The 15,371-nt window shown below is 52.6% G+C and carries 15 protein-coding genes, 3 tRNA genes and 1 pseudogene; 6 read left to right on the plus strand and 13 right to left on the minus strand.

What is annotated here, in order from left to right; translation table 11 throughout:
* Positions 1-202: 202 nt before the first annotated feature.
* The 6 genes from ABWQ15_RS10805 to ABWQ15_RS10830 all read right to left on the minus strand — a co-directional run bounded on the left by ABWQ15_RS10805 (position 203) and on the right by ABWQ15_RS10830 (position 3,682).
* Positions 203-568 carry a transposase gene (locus ABWQ15_RS10805; RefSeq protein WP_353908852.1) on the minus strand — a complete coding sequence of 122 codons (366 nt, stop codon included), beginning with the start codon at positions 566-568 and terminating at the stop codon, positions 203-205.
* A complete protein-coding gene (locus ABWQ15_RS10810; protein WP_353908787.1) occupies positions 484-930 on the minus strand; it encodes a hypothetical protein in 447 nt (148 codons plus the stop codon). Before ABWQ15_RS10810 ends, ABWQ15_RS10805 begins: the two co-directional genes overlap by 85 nt.
* Before the next feature lie 84 nt (positions 931-1,014).
* Positions 1,015-1,608: a transposase gene (locus ABWQ15_RS10815; RefSeq protein ID WP_353908853.1), complete on the minus strand. Its 594-nt coding sequence runs from the start codon at positions 1,606-1,608 to the stop codon at positions 1,015-1,017.
* Between the two features lie 181 nt (positions 1,609-1,789).
* Positions 1,790-2,242: a hypothetical protein gene (locus ABWQ15_RS10820; protein WP_353908788.1), complete on the minus strand. Its 453-nt coding sequence runs from the start codon at positions 2,240-2,242 to the stop codon at positions 1,790-1,792.
* A 5-nt stretch (positions 2,243-2,247) separates the two neighbouring features.
* Positions 2,248-3,141, minus strand: a complete 894-nt coding sequence (locus ABWQ15_RS10825; RefSeq protein ID WP_353908789.1) for a DUF4367 domain-containing protein — start codon at positions 3,139-3,141, stop codon at positions 2,248-2,250.
* A gap of 49 nt (positions 3,142-3,190) precedes the next feature.
* Positions 3,191-3,682, minus strand: a complete 492-nt coding sequence (locus ABWQ15_RS10830; RefSeq protein WP_353908790.1) for an RNA polymerase sigma factor — start codon at positions 3,680-3,682, stop codon at positions 3,191-3,193.
* A gap of 351 nt (positions 3,683-4,033) precedes the next feature.
* Between ABWQ15_RS10830 and ABWQ15_RS10835 the strand changes: the two genes are divergently transcribed.
* Positions 4,034-4,306: a hypothetical protein gene (locus ABWQ15_RS10835; RefSeq protein WP_353908791.1), complete on the plus strand. Its 273-nt coding sequence runs from the start codon at positions 4,034-4,036 to the stop codon at positions 4,304-4,306.
* Positions 4,307-5,086: 780 nt separating this feature from the next.
* Here ABWQ15_RS10835 and ABWQ15_RS10845 read toward each other — a convergent pair.
* The 7 genes and pseudogenes from ABWQ15_RS10845 to ABWQ15_RS10875 all read right to left on the minus strand — a co-directional run.
* Positions 5,087-5,530 (minus strand): annotated as a pseudogene (locus tag ABWQ15_RS10845) (S-layer homology domain-containing protein); the annotation flags it as partial.
* A 215-nt stretch (positions 5,531-5,745) separates the two neighbouring features.
* Positions 5,746-5,822: transfer RNA gene (locus ABWQ15_RS10850), tRNA-Val, on the minus strand.
* A 58-nt stretch (positions 5,823-5,880) separates the two neighbouring features.
* A tRNA-Glu gene (locus tag ABWQ15_RS10855) sits at positions 5,881-5,955 on the minus strand.
* Positions 5,956-6,008: 53 nt separating this feature from the next.
* Positions 6,009-6,085 (minus strand) — tRNA-Met (locus tag ABWQ15_RS10860).
* A 158-nt stretch (positions 6,086-6,243) separates the two neighbouring features.
* Entirely contained in the window at positions 6,244-7,869 is a 1,626-nt protein-coding gene (gene groL / locus ABWQ15_RS10865; protein ID WP_353908792.1) for a chaperonin GroEL, read from the minus strand.
* A gap of 43 nt (positions 7,870-7,912) precedes the next feature.
* Entirely contained in the window at positions 7,913-8,197 is a 285-nt protein-coding gene (locus ABWQ15_RS10870; RefSeq protein ID WP_014119362.1) for a co-chaperone GroES, read from the minus strand.
* Between the two features lie 186 nt (positions 8,198-8,383).
* Positions 8,384-9,493 carry a THUMP domain-containing class I SAM-dependent RNA methyltransferase gene (locus tag ABWQ15_RS10875; RefSeq protein WP_353908793.1) on the minus strand — a complete coding sequence of 370 codons (1,110 nt, stop codon included), beginning with the start codon at positions 9,491-9,493 and terminating at the stop codon, positions 8,384-8,386.
* A gap of 313 nt (positions 9,494-9,806) precedes the next feature.
* On the opposite strand from ABWQ15_RS10875, the gene ABWQ15_RS10880 reads away from it, so the two are divergent.
* The 5 genes from ABWQ15_RS10880 to ABWQ15_RS10900 all read left to right on the plus strand — a co-directional run bounded on the left by ABWQ15_RS10880 (position 9,807) and on the right by ABWQ15_RS10900 (position 15,312).
* Complete coding sequence (locus ABWQ15_RS10880; protein ID WP_353908794.1) at positions 9,807-10,253, plus strand: NfeD family protein; 447 nt, start codon at positions 9,807-9,809, stop codon at positions 10,251-10,253.
* A gap of 8 nt (positions 10,254-10,261) precedes the next feature.
* Positions 10,262-11,173, plus strand: a complete 912-nt coding sequence (locus ABWQ15_RS10885; protein ID WP_353908855.1) for an SPFH domain-containing protein — start codon at positions 10,262-10,264, stop codon at positions 11,171-11,173.
* Positions 11,174-11,362: 189 nt separating this feature from the next.
* Positions 11,363-12,364 (plus strand): XdhC family protein, encoded by a 1,002-nt coding sequence (locus ABWQ15_RS10890; protein ID WP_353908795.1) that lies wholly within the window; start codon positions 11,363-11,365, stop codon positions 12,362-12,364.
* A gap of 128 nt (positions 12,365-12,492) precedes the next feature.
* Complete coding sequence (locus tag ABWQ15_RS10895) at positions 12,493-12,999, plus strand: deoxycytidylate deaminase (RefSeq protein WP_353908796.1); 507 nt, start codon at positions 12,493-12,495, stop codon at positions 12,997-12,999.
* A gap of 21 nt (positions 13,000-13,020) precedes the next feature.
* Positions 13,021-15,312 (plus strand): polysaccharide pyruvyl transferase family protein, encoded by a 2,292-nt coding sequence (locus tag ABWQ15_RS10900; protein ID WP_353908797.1) that lies wholly within the window; start codon positions 13,021-13,023, stop codon positions 15,310-15,312.
* Positions 15,313-15,371: the final 59 nt, after the last annotated feature.

A 15,371-nucleotide genomic window follows, 5' to 3' on the forward strand; every position in this document is an offset into this window, starting at 1 on the left:
CGGCGGTCTGCCGCCGGCCATGTATCGTCAGGCCGCCAGAGGCCTGGCCGCATAAGCTGCAGATTTCGGGTGTTCAGATTCTGCACGGTTCTTGACTTCTCCACAAAGGCACAATTCTTTGTACCTTTGCCTGAGATTCGTTTGTGTTTTATTACCAAAATCAATATCATCAGATTCCGGCAGAGGATTCGAACTCTTACGCTCAAGACAAATTCCTTATACTAACAGAAGATAAGGTAGAATAAGGGACCTGTTGACAAAGAGGAAAAATTCTCTCGAAATCCAAATAGAAAATCGAGAGGATTGAGTATCTTTGAATAAAAAGAAGGGCTTTCGCCATTCTCTTTAGATTCAAGGTCAAAGCAGATAAGAGGCACTCCTCTGCGACAGCAAGAAGGCCTCGTTTGTGGACGGATGACAGGCAATGTTCTCTTTTCAACACAGAGAAGCAGCCTTCAGCCCATATTTTTCTTTTCTTCATCATCAGCCAATAGTCCGGAGATCCCACACGCATATGGCCGCGATGAAATGCTGGGTAGCAACTACTGCCCAAAATTCTTCGCCGAATCCCCGTCTTATCAAAGCACTCTGGTTTTCTGGAACAATGGATACAACTGTCATCTTGTATTTAACACCGCAGATATTTCCCGGTCGATTTGTGAGAAAAGCATCTTCTTGTGCATCGTATTGAAATCCATATTTCGCGGGAGAGTTTGAGAAGTCTATTGCCGGAATATAGCCAGTAACACCCAGTAGCTCCAGGCCACGATGAACTGCACCTGTATCATAGCCACGGTCGAGAGCAAGTTTTCCCATGGGCAGGTTCAGAAGTTTTTGCTGCTTTTCAAGATGTCTTAATAGAATAAGGCTTTCTTTTTGATTGGCCGGAAAAACGTCCACACCTGTGACAATGCCATTTTTACAATCCACTGTTGCTTTCAGTAAATAACCTATGCCACGTTTATTACCATGGTTAATTCCGCCGCACTCCGGATCGGTGCTGCTGGTTATCCTCTACTTTTTCTCTGTATGGACAGAAGGCTTTTTAAAGCCAGGTTGTTCGGCCAATTCTTGATCTAACGCATTCAGATAGCTCTGCATGCTGACTTCAACGACTTCCTCTACTTCAATCCAACTCGATTTGGAAACTTGCGCTGGAATATAGCTACCGTCATCAACCATTTCTTTCCCGTCCACGAGACCGGCTGTGATACACTGATGGACAATTTCAGTAAATGCTTGTTCAAACAGATTGCTTTCATTCCATTTTCGTATGCGAGTCTTGCTGAAGGTCGAATGATCCGGAATCTTTTTCCCAAAATCAAATCCACAGAACCAACGATATGCAATGTTGAGTTGAATTTCTTCTACCAGCCTACGCTCCGATTTAATTCCATAGAGATATCCGATCAACAACATTTTAAACATGCTGACCGGATCGACAGAAGGTCTTCCTGTCGCCGGAAAGTAATGAGCCAACAAATCATAAATAAATGTAAAGGACACACAGGCATCAATCTTCTTGAGCAAATGGTTATATGGTATCAGTTCATTCAATTCCACCACGATCATCTGAAGTTGTCCGTCATCCGCCCCATCATTTCTCATCACGCTCCTATGGCTTTATTATACCATGGAATTCGTTTTATAGGGGACTTTGTCAATAGGTCCAATTCTTGACACTACCATAAGACGCTGCTGCATATGATGTGCCCGGATTGGTCACAAAAAGCCTCCGGAAAACGTGATGCCTTCCGGAGACTTTTTATTCTAAAAATATCTATGTATATTAACTGATGGCTCTCGTGCCGCTTGTGGTATAGGGCCGGGAATCGTGCCCATTGGCATTGCCAGCATAGCAGGTTACAATTGCCATATAGTAGTAACCTGGTGTTCCATAATAGGTCACGGCATCGGCAAAATAGTGATAACCGGAAGTCATCATGCTGGGATAGTTTGTATACGAATAGGTTTTTACTGGATTCCAAGTTATCTGGTCGGAGGATTTGTAAATCGTGATACTGGAGGCTCCAATTTGCGTCATATACCCAAGACCATCAACAGTGACACCAACAATAATTTCTCCGCCACTTGCGGCAGACACATCGGCACTGTAGGCATCTATATAATTACTTGAACGTAAAAGACCGTTTGGCTGAGCGGATGTCATTACACAGCTCAAGCAAGAGATTATGGCTACGACCATAACCATCGAGAGGATGCGCGTTACAGATGTTTTCAAAACAATTACCCCCTATAAATTGAATCAATTATTTCTTTAAGCTCTGGGTATGTTATATTGCCAATTACTTTGCATTCCAGCTGCCCGTTGATCCAAGTTGCTTTTTCAAAGGATTTATCGCTGACTAAGTAGTGTATAATGTCATCGGTTATATAGACATCTGTATTATCCGCGTCTTTTTCAATTTCTGTTTGTTTTGAACTATCATAATTTCGAATTGTTATAGATAGATATTCACCGTTGCTACCTGCATAATCAGACTCAATAGAGATACCAGCTTTTTTTACTTGGGCCGTTACTATCTTTAGCTGGAACCTTTCGGGAACCCAAGTGGGTGCAATTTCCCCGACAACACCAAAATCGTCCAATGCAGCTTGCAGCGAGTCGTACGTCTGTTGCTCTCCATCGTCAATCGGATATGTTCCAATGGTTGCATAGATGGCTTCTTTATCTGAAAAATGAAAGGTGGAACTAGTCCATTTTGCGATGGCCCCAAAGATGTCAAACCCAAAAGCCTGCGCAGTGACCATGCTGAAAAGCATCACAACAATAATTGCGGCAACTTGGATCAGTCTGCGAGAAAAGTGCCTTGGATGCCGTGCAAGAGCGGAGGAAGGCGAACTATTTTCCTCTTTATCAAATACCGGCTCAAACCTTTGATGAAATGCGGCAAGCGATTCCTCCGGATGAAATTCTTCGGACTCAGGATTAATTTCATCCAACGCAGAAAGAATGGCATTCAGATTCTCACTATCAAAGTGGGTTCCATCCGCATTTGCAAGCCAGTCGGATAAATCGTCCAACAGGTCGTCCGTTGTCTGATCGGTCAGATGCTCGTGGATTAGTTTCGCGCCCTCTTTGGCTCCGCCAGCCGCAGAGTTGTGACGAATCTGGGGCATTTAGTCACCTCCTATCTGCTTAATTTGTTCAACTTCAAAAAACATTTCGTCAAATTTCGACTTTTTCATCTTTTAGAAGCTCACGGCAATGATTCTTGGCCCTGTGCAACTTGGTTCGACAAGCGAGAACGCTTTTTCCCGTTTTATGGGCAATTTCCTCATAGGAGTATCCATCCTCAAATTGCATGGATAGAATTTCTTTTTCACTATTAGTCAGACCTGGTGGCAGGCAATCGCAAAAAGGGAACTCATAGTTGTCCTCCCGGCCAATCTCATAGCCATCATCTAGTGAATCGGTATTTCGATGTCTCTGTCGCTGCAATTCATTCCCTATTTGATTTCTTAGCGTTACAAATAGCCACGCCTGTGGGCAGGGGTGAACCATAACCTGATCCTTTTTTGCCAAAAGGATAATGAATACGTTTTGAACAACGTCTTCCGCAGATTCCGAACTCCCGAGAAGCCTTCGTGCCGTCTGTATCATTTTCAGGGAGTTTTGCATATACAGATTATCAAACCATTGCTGAAATGATACTTCCAAAATGCATACCTCCTTTAAATTCTAATTTTGAAATACTAATGTATTGTAATTATAGCATATACTGTAGAATATTCAATAAAGGTGTATGCTTCTGCTGATGATAAAAAAATAAAAGCTCTCAAAGCTGATGGGAAGCAGCATGAGAGCTTTTTGTTGGGCAATCTTCACAATAAATGGATAGTCCTTTTACAACAACTGTAAAAACTATGAAGAATTAAAGAAATCGTGTAATGTTCCAACTTTTACAGCAAATTACATATATATGTTGCGAAAAAACCCGATCCTTAATTTAGCGTTTTTTGAATGACAGAACGACTGGATCGGAAATAGAAGAAGAGAGGGAGAGAGTGTATGGAATTTCCGGTGTATGTTGTAAATATGGACATCTTTGTTGCGGAAGATGGAACAGAGCACGAGTCCTTTGGAATATCCTGCGTACTTAATGGAGAGATTCTCAAGGAAATTAACGATATTTCGACCAGCCATAAACTTGTCTCAAATATGGCCCGCCTGTTCACAAAGTGCGGATTATGTCTAAACAGATTTAAGCCTGCGCTGGAAGTTATGATTTCACTGGGTAGCGATACTCTGGAGGAAATTGGAATGTACGATGAAGTATGTTAATCTTCTTTGCTAATGTATAAGTCCTCTGCTTCGTCTAATGCGTTAATGAGTTTTTTGCGAAGGGCGTCAAGTGCATTTTCTGTGTCAATAATCGTATTAAACAGGAGCAGATATTCTTTTGTAAGACTTTCCGTGACTAATGCCTCCTTTCTGGTGAAATGGCGTGAAGAATTGCAATCCACATTATAGATGAAGTCTGTGTCGCATTTCGTTATATTCTGTCAAAAGGAAAAATACTTTTGACAGAATGTGCAGAAGCAGATCAAAAGAGCGATATTTCTAGTAAGGACTATAATAAATAGGCTGCGGGAGAATCTGAAGTATTCTTATGCAGCTTGTCTTATAAGATGAAAATAAGGCCAGTGTATTATATTTAACGCGGATTTCAGGCAGCCGGTTGGGATGCATCTGTAAGAGAGCAATCACTGGGTGAAGAAAGCGCAGACCATCCCCTGGACGGAAATTGAAAATTCACTTCCTCTTCCACAGTCGGAGTGCAGGGCTGTGAAAGAAATTTATCGGTTGAATGGATACAACACTTGCTGAGGCCTGAACACTGCTCCAGATGAGACCAAGCGCCTGCCGCGACGTCGGTGCGCATAACTTCCTCGGCCCTTAAAATCTCATTCCCGGAACTGCCGACAGAAGGCTGACCAAAAGTCAGGAGAAGCCTTGAAATATGGCTTCTCCTGACTTTTATAACAAATTATACTTCAATTATATTAATGCTGATTTCTGCAACAACCGCTGAACCATAACTGCGACTTCAGCACGGGTAATCGTGTCGCTGGGGCCGAAGTTTCTGCTGCCATAGCCCTTGATAATCCCGTAATAGATGGCGGTTTTAACGTATCCGCAATACCACGCAGAAGTGTCCTCTACGCGGCGCACAGAGACGACGGCAAGGTACATCTCGATAAGCGCTTCCTCGACGCTGCTTTCTCTGCGGCGATACCGTTCGATGATTGCCGTTTCAAACGAAATTTCCTTGAGACGCGGTACGTTGAGCGTAACATCGCCGGAGGTGGTAGTAAGATTGCGGCTGTAATGGCCGCTGCGATAACCCAGCCGTTCTTCGCTGCGCTCGTATTTGGCTGCCTGGGTCAGCTTCTCCGCTTCAGCCTCCAGCAGGCCGTTGAGCGTCTCTTCCACGCTGCCCCGGACCAATTCCTTGATTTGCCCCTTGATTACTTCCTCATTAAACTGTACAATTTTTTCGGGCATGGTTTGTAGTCCCCCTTCAGAATGGTTATGTGGTTACTTTCATTCTATCAGAGGTCTGCAAACCGTGTCTCTTTTTATCCGTTTTTGGATTTGCGCAACTTATTCTGCCTTATCCATAATAGACCTCCTGCTTTCACGAAAAATAGATGGCAGGCGGTCTAAGCTCTCAAACAGATAAAGAGAAAACCCTCAGAAACATAGTGTTTCCAAGGGTTTGGTGGAGACTGGGAGACTCGAACTCTCGACCTCCTGCGTGTGAAGCAGGCGCTCTAACCAGCTGAGCTAAGCCTCCACATCCGATATTAAATTTGCACACCCACAAGCCACCGCCGTCACGGTGCTTTATAGGTTGGTGACCCGTACGGGATTCGAACCCATGTTACAGCCGTGAAAGGGCCGTGTCTTAACCACTTGACCAACGGGCCATATCAACTTTTCGGAAAATCCCCACGGGACACGCTGTGCCCCGTGGAAATTCTGGTAGCGGCACCTGGATTCGAACCGGGGACACTGCGGGTATGAACCGCATGCTCTAGCCAACTGAGCTATGCCGCCAAATCTGACCGTCTCATGACGGGCGAGAATTACTATACCAGACAAGGGCCACTTTTGTCAAGAGGGTTTCGCGAAAATTCCGGAAAAAGGTAAATTTGTGGAGTTGGGCAGATACCTGCCGGGAGCGCTTTCGCGTTCCCGGCGGGTACCTATTTTTCTTAGTACATGCCGCCCATGTCGGGAGCGGCAGGCGCGGGCGCGGGAGGCTCGGGCTTGTCTGCAACCAAGGACTCGGTGGTCAGTACCATGGCGGCCACGCTGGCAGCGTTCTCCAAAGCGGAACGAGTCACCTTGGCAGGGTCGATGATCCCGGCAGTCACCATGTCACAATACTCTTCCTTATAGGCATCGAAGCCATAGCCCATCTTTCCGGAATTGCGCACCTTCTCTAAAATCACAGATCCATCCAATCCGGCATTGGCCGCAATTTGACGGATAGGAGCTTCCAAAGCCTTGGCGATCAGACGCACGCCGGTCTTCTCGTCGCCATCCACGGAGGAGATCAGAGCTTCCACGGCGGGAATCACGTTGATGAAAATCGTACCGCCGCCGGCAACCACGCCCTCTTCCACAGCAGCGCGGGTCGCGTTCAGGGCGTCCTCCATGCGGAGCTTCTTCTCCTTCATCTCGGTCTCAGTGGCAGCGCCGACCTTGACAACGGCTACGCCGCCGGACAGCTTCGCCAGACGCTCCTGAAGCTTCTCCTTATCATAGTCGGAGGTGGTGTTGGCAATCTGCGAACGGATCTGGCCGACCCGATCCTTGATGGCCTGACTTTCTCCGGCGCCGTCCACGATGGTGGTGTTCTCCTTAGAGACCTTCACCTGACGAGCGCGGCCCATCATATCAATCGTGGCGCTCTTCAGCTCCAGACCCACTTCCTCGGAGATCACGGTGCCGCCGGTCAGAGCGGCAATATCCTGAAGCATCTCCTTGCGGCGGTCACCAAAGCCGGGGGCCTTGACGCACACCACATTCAGAGTGCCGCGCAGACGGTTCACGATCAGGGTGCTCAGGGCCTCGCCCTCCACATCCTCAGCGATGATCAGCAGCTTCTTACCGGCCTGCACCAGCTGCTCCAGCAGGGGGAGAATATCGGCAATGACGGAAATCTTCTTGTCGGTGATAAGAATATAGGCGTCGTCGATGTTGGCCTCCATCTTCTCCGTATCGGTACACATATACGGAGTGATATAGCCGCGGTCAAACTGCATGCCTTCCACAACTTCGCTATAGGTCTCGGCGGTCTTGGATTCTTCGATGGTGATCACGCCGTCGGCGGAAACCTTCTCCATGGCGTCGGCGATCAGCTTGCCGATTTCTTCATCGCCGGAGGAAACAGCGCCGACACGGGCGATGTCCTTGGAGCCGTCGACCTTCTTGGCCTGCTTTTTCACTTCAGCCACAGCGGCCGCCACAGCCTTGGCCATGCCCTTTTTCACCACGATGGGATTTGCGCCCGCAGCCAGGTTCTTCAGTCCCTCGGCGACCATGGCCTGAGCCAGCAGGGTGGCGGTGGTAGTGCCGTCGCCGGCAACATCGTTGGTCTTGGTGGAGACTTCCTTCACAAGCTGCGCGCCCATGTTCTCAAAGGGGTCGGGCAGCTCGATCTCCTTGGCGATGGTCACACCGTCGTTGGTGATGAGGGGAGCGCCGTACTTCTTGTCCAGTACCACGTTGCGGCCCTTGGGACCCAGCGTCACCTTCACAGTATCCGCCAGCGTATCGACCCCGATCTGTAGTGCCTTGCGCGCGTCTTCGCCGCGCTTAATCAGTTTAGACATATCGCATTACCTCCAAAATTTAGAAGATTTGTTTGAGCTGTTCTTATTCAACGATTGCAAGGATCTCGCTCTGCCGAACCACAACGTATTCCTCGTCGTCCAGCGTGACCTTGCTTCCTGCATACTGGCTGGTGATGACCTTGTCACCGGCCTTCACGGTCATGACCACGTCCTTGCCATCCACGTTTCCGCCGGGACCGACGGAAATGACTTCGGCCACAGAGGGCTTCTCCTTCGCCGAACCGGTGAGGATGATGCCGCCCTTGGTGGTCTCCTCTGTCTCAACCATTTTCAGAATGACACGGTCTGCAAGCGGTGTGAGTTTCATAAAAAACTTCCTCCTTTAATATATAAAAAGATTTACAAAATCAGCGTTAGCACTCAATCACTTCGAGTGCTAACGCTGCTATCATAGTACATTGTTTCCATTTTGTAAAGGGGGTAACTATGAAAAATTTGTGAATTTAAAATGCAGTGAGAAAAATTGGGCATTCCTATTAAAATTTTTTAAAAATCACTTTCCGTACATAAACAGATCGCACTTCAGCATTCCGTTATAGAGCTTGCGCTTCTTGTCCGCCTGACGGCCGAAGCTTCGCTCGAACTCCGTGTGGGACGAGAGCACCAGCACCCGCCACTTTGGGGGCAGCTCCCGACAGGCCGCGCCGAATGCCCGGTAGAGCGCCTCCGCCTCGCTTTTTTCCATTAAACGCTCGCCGTAGGGCGGGTTGGTCGCCACCTGACCGTATTCGCTGTCCCTGTGGAACTTCCCGGCGTCGGCCACCTCAAAGCGAATGCAATCCTCCACGCCCGCCAGCTCCGCATTGTGCCTTGCCAGTTCCACAGCCTCCGGGTCGATGTCGCCGCCCCAGATATCATAGGTTCCATGGAATTCCTTGTCCATCGCCTCGTCTGCCGCTTCCAGCCAGAGCTTTCCGTCCATGTTCTTCCATTTCTGGGCGGAAAAGCTCCGGTCCAGACCAGGGGCTCGGTTTTTCGCAATCAGCGCCGCCTCGATGGGAATGGTGCCGGAGCCGCAAAAGGGGTCGCAGAAGGGGTCCTTGCCCCGATAGCGGGACAGCGTCACCAGCGCCGCCGCCAACGTCTCCCGCAGGGGCGCAACGACGCCCTGCGCGCGGTATCCCCGCTTGTACAGCCCCTCGCCGGAGGTATCCAGATACAGCGTCGCCACGTCCTTTACGATGGCGAACTGGATCTGATAGCGGCTCCCCGTCTCCGGCAGGGTCTCCACGCCGTACTTCTCCCCCAGCCGCTTCGCGGCTGCCTTTTTCACAATGGCCTGGCAGGCGGGAACCGAGTGGAGCTTAGAATTCAGGGAATAGCCTTTTACCGGAAACTCTCCGTCACTGGGAATATAATCCTCCCACGGCAAGGCGTGGACTCCCTGAAACAACGCCTCAAAGTCCCCCGCAGGAAAACTGCCCAGTTCCATCAGCACCCGCGCACCGCAGCGCAGGTTAATGTTCAGCCGGGCAATATCAGCCAACGTTCCTTGGCAGTGAACTCGCCCGTTTTCCGCACGGACCTCTTTTAAATTCAGCCGTTTCATCTCATCTGCCACCAGACTTTCCAGTCCGAACAGGCAGGGCACCGTCAGCGTCATGGGCTGCGCCTCCTTAATAATTTCAAAATCCGCATTTTGGATTACTATAACAGACATTTGGGAAATGTGCAACGCGGCTTTGCCGCAAAGCGGCAAGCGGATGCAAGAAATTGCAAAGTCTGAAACCTTTTCGAATTTCCGCCCGTCTTATCAGTAAAGCAATTTTTTCCTTCGATACCTGTTCCAGAATAAGGTGCCCCGCGGGACTGTTTTTTTGCGGAGAGATGTGGTACAATGATTTTGCAGGACTTATCGTATACTTTTTTCACGTTTCTCAAAACCCAAACAATTCCTGCCAAAGGAGGTTTTTCATATGATGATCTGGATCTGGCTGGGAGCCATTGTGCTGTTCGGCTTGGTGGAGGCCGCCACAGCGGGCTTGGTGTCCATCTGGTTCGTGGCCGGTGCCGTAGCCGCGCTGATTGCAACAATCCTGAACGTATCCGTGGGCTTGCAGTTCGCGATTTTTTTGGCCGTCTCCGCTGTGGCGCTGGCTGCTACCCGTCCGCTGGTGCAAAAGATGAAGTCCGGCAAAACCATACCCACCAATCTGGACCGGGTAATCGGTCTGACCGGCAAGGTGACGGAGATCGTGGACAACGAAAACGCCACCGGAGCCGTCTATGTGGACGGCAAGACCTGGACAGCCCGCAGCGCAGACGGAGCCGTTCTTCCGGCGGGAAGCCTTGTCACCATTTCAAAAATGGAGGGCGTGAAGCTCTTTGTTGAAAAAAATGAAATATTGGAGGGAACTAGATAATGCCTATCATGCCTATCGGAACTATCGCGCTGATTGTTTTAATCGTTCTGGTCCTGCTGTTGATCGTCAGCAACATCGTCGTCGTCCAGCAGTCTAAGGCCTATGTCGTGGAGCGTCTGGGTGCGTTCCGCACCGTTTGGAACGTGGGTCTGCACTTCAAGATGCCGTTCATTGAACGGGTCTCCAAGAAGGTGTCCCTGAAGGAGCAGGTGGCGGACTTCGCGCCCCAGCCCGTCATTACCAAGGATAACGTCACCATGCAGATCGACACGGTCATCTATTTCCAGATCACCGATCCAAAGCTGTATACTTACGGCGTGGAGCGGCCCATGAACGCCATTGAAAACCTGACCGCCACTACCCTGCGCAATATCATCGGCGACATGGAGCTGGACCAGTCTCTCACCTCCCGCGACACCATCAACACCCGGATGCGCGCCATTCTGGACGAGGCCACGGACCCTTGGGGCATCAAGGTGAACCGTGTGGAGCTGAAGAACATCATCCCGCCCAAGGAGATCCAAAACGCCATGGAGAAGCAGATGAAGGCGGAGCGCGAGCGCCGCGAATCCATCCTCCAGGCCGAGGGCCAGAAGGCCAGTCAGATTCTGGTGGCCGAGGGCGATAAGGAATCCGTCATTTTGCGGGCCGATGCCGCTAAACAGGCCGCTATTATGAAAGCAGATGGCGAGGCGCAGGCCATCAAGCTGGTGCAAACCGCTCTGGCGGAGTCTATTAAACTGATGAACGAGGCCAACCCCAATGATCAGGTGGTAAAGATCAAGGCGCTGGAAGCGTTTGCCAAGGCCGCCGACGGGCAGGCCACCAAAATTATTATTCCCTCCGAGCTGCAGGGGCTGGCCGGTTTGGCCGTCAGCGCCAAGGCACTACTGGAAAACGATTCCCCCGCAAAGAAATAAACCGTGCAAACGGGCCGCCGGACTGACGAAAATCGTCGGTCCGGCATTTTTTATTTATAGGAAGATCGGCGCCATTTATCCGATTAAACCGCAACAATAGCGGATAATTTTCAGATTATCCATATTCAAATACGAAAAAAACTGTTATAATACCTCCAATCGTCAACAAATGGAATGAGGGGGGGTACCATGCGGGAGTTTTGGAAAACGCTGATTCACGGTCTGGAAAGTGGCCAGCCCGCGTGTCTTGTGAGTCTCTTGTCTTCCGCCGGGTCTACGCCCCGAAGCGCCGGAGCCATGATGGCCGTGCTGCCGGGTGGAATCGCCGATGGAACCATCGGCGGCGGAAATGTCGAGTTTGAGGCGCAGAAGCTGGCGGCGGAGGTCCTGCGCTCCGGAAGAGACGAGCGGCGGGATTACCGTTTCGTGCAGGGCAACGACAAAAGTCTCGGGATGGTCTGCGGCGGAGATGTGTCGGTTCAGTTTCAATTCATCTCCCCTGAAGACGAGACCGCGTTGAACGTCTTCCGCGCCCTGGTGGAAGCGGACGGGCAGGGCCGGGACGCATGGCTTGTGCGACGGCTGGAGGGCAGCCGCGTCACTAGGATGCAAGCCGCTACAGCGGCGGACGCGGACAGCTTCGCGCTGTCCGCTCTGATGAAGGACGTGCCCCTGCTGACCGAAGACGGCTGGTTTTCCATACCGGTGGTCCGGGCCGGCTGGGTCCATATTTTCGGAGCGGGGCATGTTTCCCGGGCACTGGCGGCGGCGCTGCACCCGCTGGGCTTTCGCTGCGCGGTGTACGATGACCGGGCGGAGTTTGCCGACCCCGCGTTCTTTCCGACAGCGCAGCGAGTGACGGTGTACGACTTTAAAAAGCCGGACCTGACCGTCACCCCAAGCGACTACGTGGTGGTGATGACCCGGGGGCATCAGGCGGACTACGAGGTTCTGACGCAGGTGCTGCGCTCCGAGGCGCGGTACATCGGCTGCATCGGCAGCAGACAAAAGCTGGACCTGTGCCGGAACCGCCTGCTGGCGGCGGGCTTCACGCCGGAGGAATACGCAATGCTCCATGCGCCCATCGGTCTTTCCATCGGGGCTCAAACGCCGGAGGAGATCGCCGTCTCCGTGGCGGCGGAGCTGATCAGCGTCCGGGCCGGCATGGAAATTTCCCGGCAGGGCGGGTAAGCCTTGCAAAACCGTACAAGTCTGTGTACAATGGTGTTCAGTGAGCAGACACGGTTTGCAAGCAGCATTCCATTCAAGCCGCTTTCAATCTCCGACGAAATCCGCCGGACTTTACGGGAGGGTCGTCCATGAACCGCATCAGCAAGGAAAACTACTATCTAGATATCGCGCAGACCGTTTTGGAGCGGGCCACCTGCCTGCGGCGGGTCTACGGAGCCATCATCGTCAACAACGATGAGATCATCTCCACCGGCTACAACGGCGCGCCCCGAGGACGGAAAAACTGTGTGGACATGGGCTACTGCACCCGGGAGATGGCAAAGGTCCCCCGCGGAGAGCGGTATGAGCTGTGCCGCAGTGTCCACGCCGAGGCCAACGCCATCATCTCCGCCGCCCGACGGGACATGGCGGGAGGAACGCTTTATCTGGTGGGCCGGGACGCCCAGACCGGAGAGCTTTTGGGCGATGCCACCTCCTGCTCCATGTGCCGCAGGCAGGTCATCAACGCCGGGCTTGAAAAGGTTGTTATACGGCGGACGAAAACCGAGTTTGACGTGGTGTATGTATCGGACTGGGTCGCCGAAGACGATTTCCCCGTTCTGGATTCTCCCGACGATTCACCGTCTCAGCTGTAATTTCAGGAAGGAGGCCTTCACTTGAAAACGGGCCTTGTCACCTTTTTTCATATTCATCACTACGGCGCGGTCTTACAGGCCTGCTCCACCCAGCGTGCTGTGGAGCAGTTGGGAAGCGAGTGTGAAATTTTCAACTACTATGTGAATCAGGACAACGACCTGTTCCGCCGCCCCACCGGCCTTGGCTCTGCTGCGGCAGACGCTCACACGGCACTCCACTACAGCGCCATGAAGGAGCGGTATGACCGGTTTGAGGACTTCGCCGCCCGCCACCTGCATATCTCGGAGCACCGATATGGAAGCCTGGAAGAGTTAAGAAGTGCGCCGCCCTGCGACGTCTATCTCTCCGGCAGCGACCAGATCTGGAATCCGAAAATTTTCCCCGACGGTCACTTTGACCCGGTGTTTTTCAGCCAGTTCGCGGCGGGCCGGAAAATTGCCTACGCCCCCTCCTTCGGTATTCCCCGCATTCCGGACGGGATGGAGGATGAGCTGAATGGGTATCTGTCGAGCTTTTCCCACCTCTCCGCCCGGGAGGCCCGGGGACAGACCATTATCCGGGAGATCAGCGGACGGGAGGCGCCCGTGGTGCTGGACCCCACGCTGCTTCTGCGGCAGGAGGACTGGGGCGCGCTGGCGGCGGAGCCGGAGCAATCCGGCGGGTATATCCTCTGCTACTGCATCAGCAAGCCCGGCGCGCTGGAGCCGTATATCCGCCGTTTGCAGGAGGAGACGGGGCTTCCCGTCGTCCAGCTGTGCGGGGTGCGGCAAAAGGTCCACCCCAAGGCGGAGTGCGTGTTCTCCGCCGGCCCCGCGGAATTTTTGGGTCTGTTCCGCCGGGCTACCTATGTCTGCACGAACTCTTTCCACGGGACTGTGTTCTCCCTGCAATTCCAAAAGCCGTTTTTTACATCCGCTTCCCCGGCGGAGATGGCGGCACCGGAGCAGTCCCGTATTTATAGTCTTCTGGATCGGCTGGGTCTTGTGAACCGGATTATCGGAAAGGGCGACACTGCAGAGCTGCTGGAGAAAATCGACTGGTGTGCGGTGTCCCAGCGTCTGGAAGAGGAACGGCGAAAATCTTTGGACTATCTGCGCTCCGCGCTGCTGGATCAGGAGGTCCCCGCCGCGCCGGAAGCAGCGTCCGGTGAGGGACTTCCGGAGCTTGCCTCCCACGCGGCCTGTACCGGCTGCACCGCCTGCGCCGCCATATGCCCCAGGGACGCCATCTCCATGGAGCGGGACCGGGAGGGTTTCGCCTATCCCGCCGTCGATCCCGAAAAATGCATCCGCTGTGGGCGCTGCATGACCGTCTGTCCCGCTCTGCGGGCAAAGGAGAGCCGTCCCCTTCCGGCGGTCTTCGCCGCTTGGAACAAGGACGATATTATCCGCAAGGACTCCACCTCCGGCGGCCTCTTCTCCCTCATCGCCCAGGACACTCTGGAATGCGGCGGCGTGGTCTTTGGCGCGGCGCTGGACAGTAAGCTGCGTCTGCGGCACATCGCCTGCTTCGAACCGGAGGATCTTAGATACCTCCGGGGCGCGAAGTATGTGCAAAGCGATCTGCGGGGTACCTATCAGGAGGTCCGAGAACTGCTGAAGTCCCGGCCTGTGCTGTTCTCCGGCACCCCCTGCCAGGTGGATGGGCTGTATCATTTTCTTGGAAACCGCCCGGAAAACCTCACCACCTGCGACCTCGTTTGTCAGGGCGTACCCTCCCCCGGCGTGTGGGCGGACATGGTTCGCTCTATTGAGAGCCGCAAGCGCCGCTCTCTCCAGACCGTGCGATTTCGCAACAAGGTCGTCGGCTGGAAGGACAGCCACTTCACTCTGCTCTATAAGGACGGGTCCGCGGACTCCGCGCCCCTGTTCCAGACGGAATGGGGCCGGGCGTTCGGCCGGGCGCTGTTTCTGCGTCCCTGCTGCTACCGCTGCCCCTATACCTCCATGTCCCGGGTGGGTGATTTTACCCTGGGAGATTTCTGGGGACTCCGGCCCGAGGAGCTTCCGGAGCAGCAGGAGCGAGGGGTCTCTCTTCTCATGGTGAACACCCCTCACGCAAGCCATATTTTTGACCGCCTCCCCCTGGGACGGCAGCCTTTCCCGCCAGAGAGGGCCATTGCGGGAAACCCCCGGCTGGCCTCCCCCATCGCTCCGCCGTCGGATCGCACCGCGTTTTTTGCCAGCTATGCGCTGGAATCTTTTGACGAGGTGCGCAAAAAGTTTTTCCGCATGCCCTCCCTGCCGGTGCGAATCGCCTCCAAGTGCCTCAGCCCGGAGGCAAAAGCAAAGATCAAGGAAAAACTGAAATAAACGCCAACAGCAGACCATTCTAAGCAAATAGAAAAGAGAATCGACTTACGGAGGCATCT

Origin of the sequence: Oscillibacter sp. (assembly GCF_040505565.1) — a bacterium.
Taxonomy (GTDB): Bacteria; Bacillota; Clostridia; order Oscillospirales; family Oscillospiraceae; genus Oscillibacter.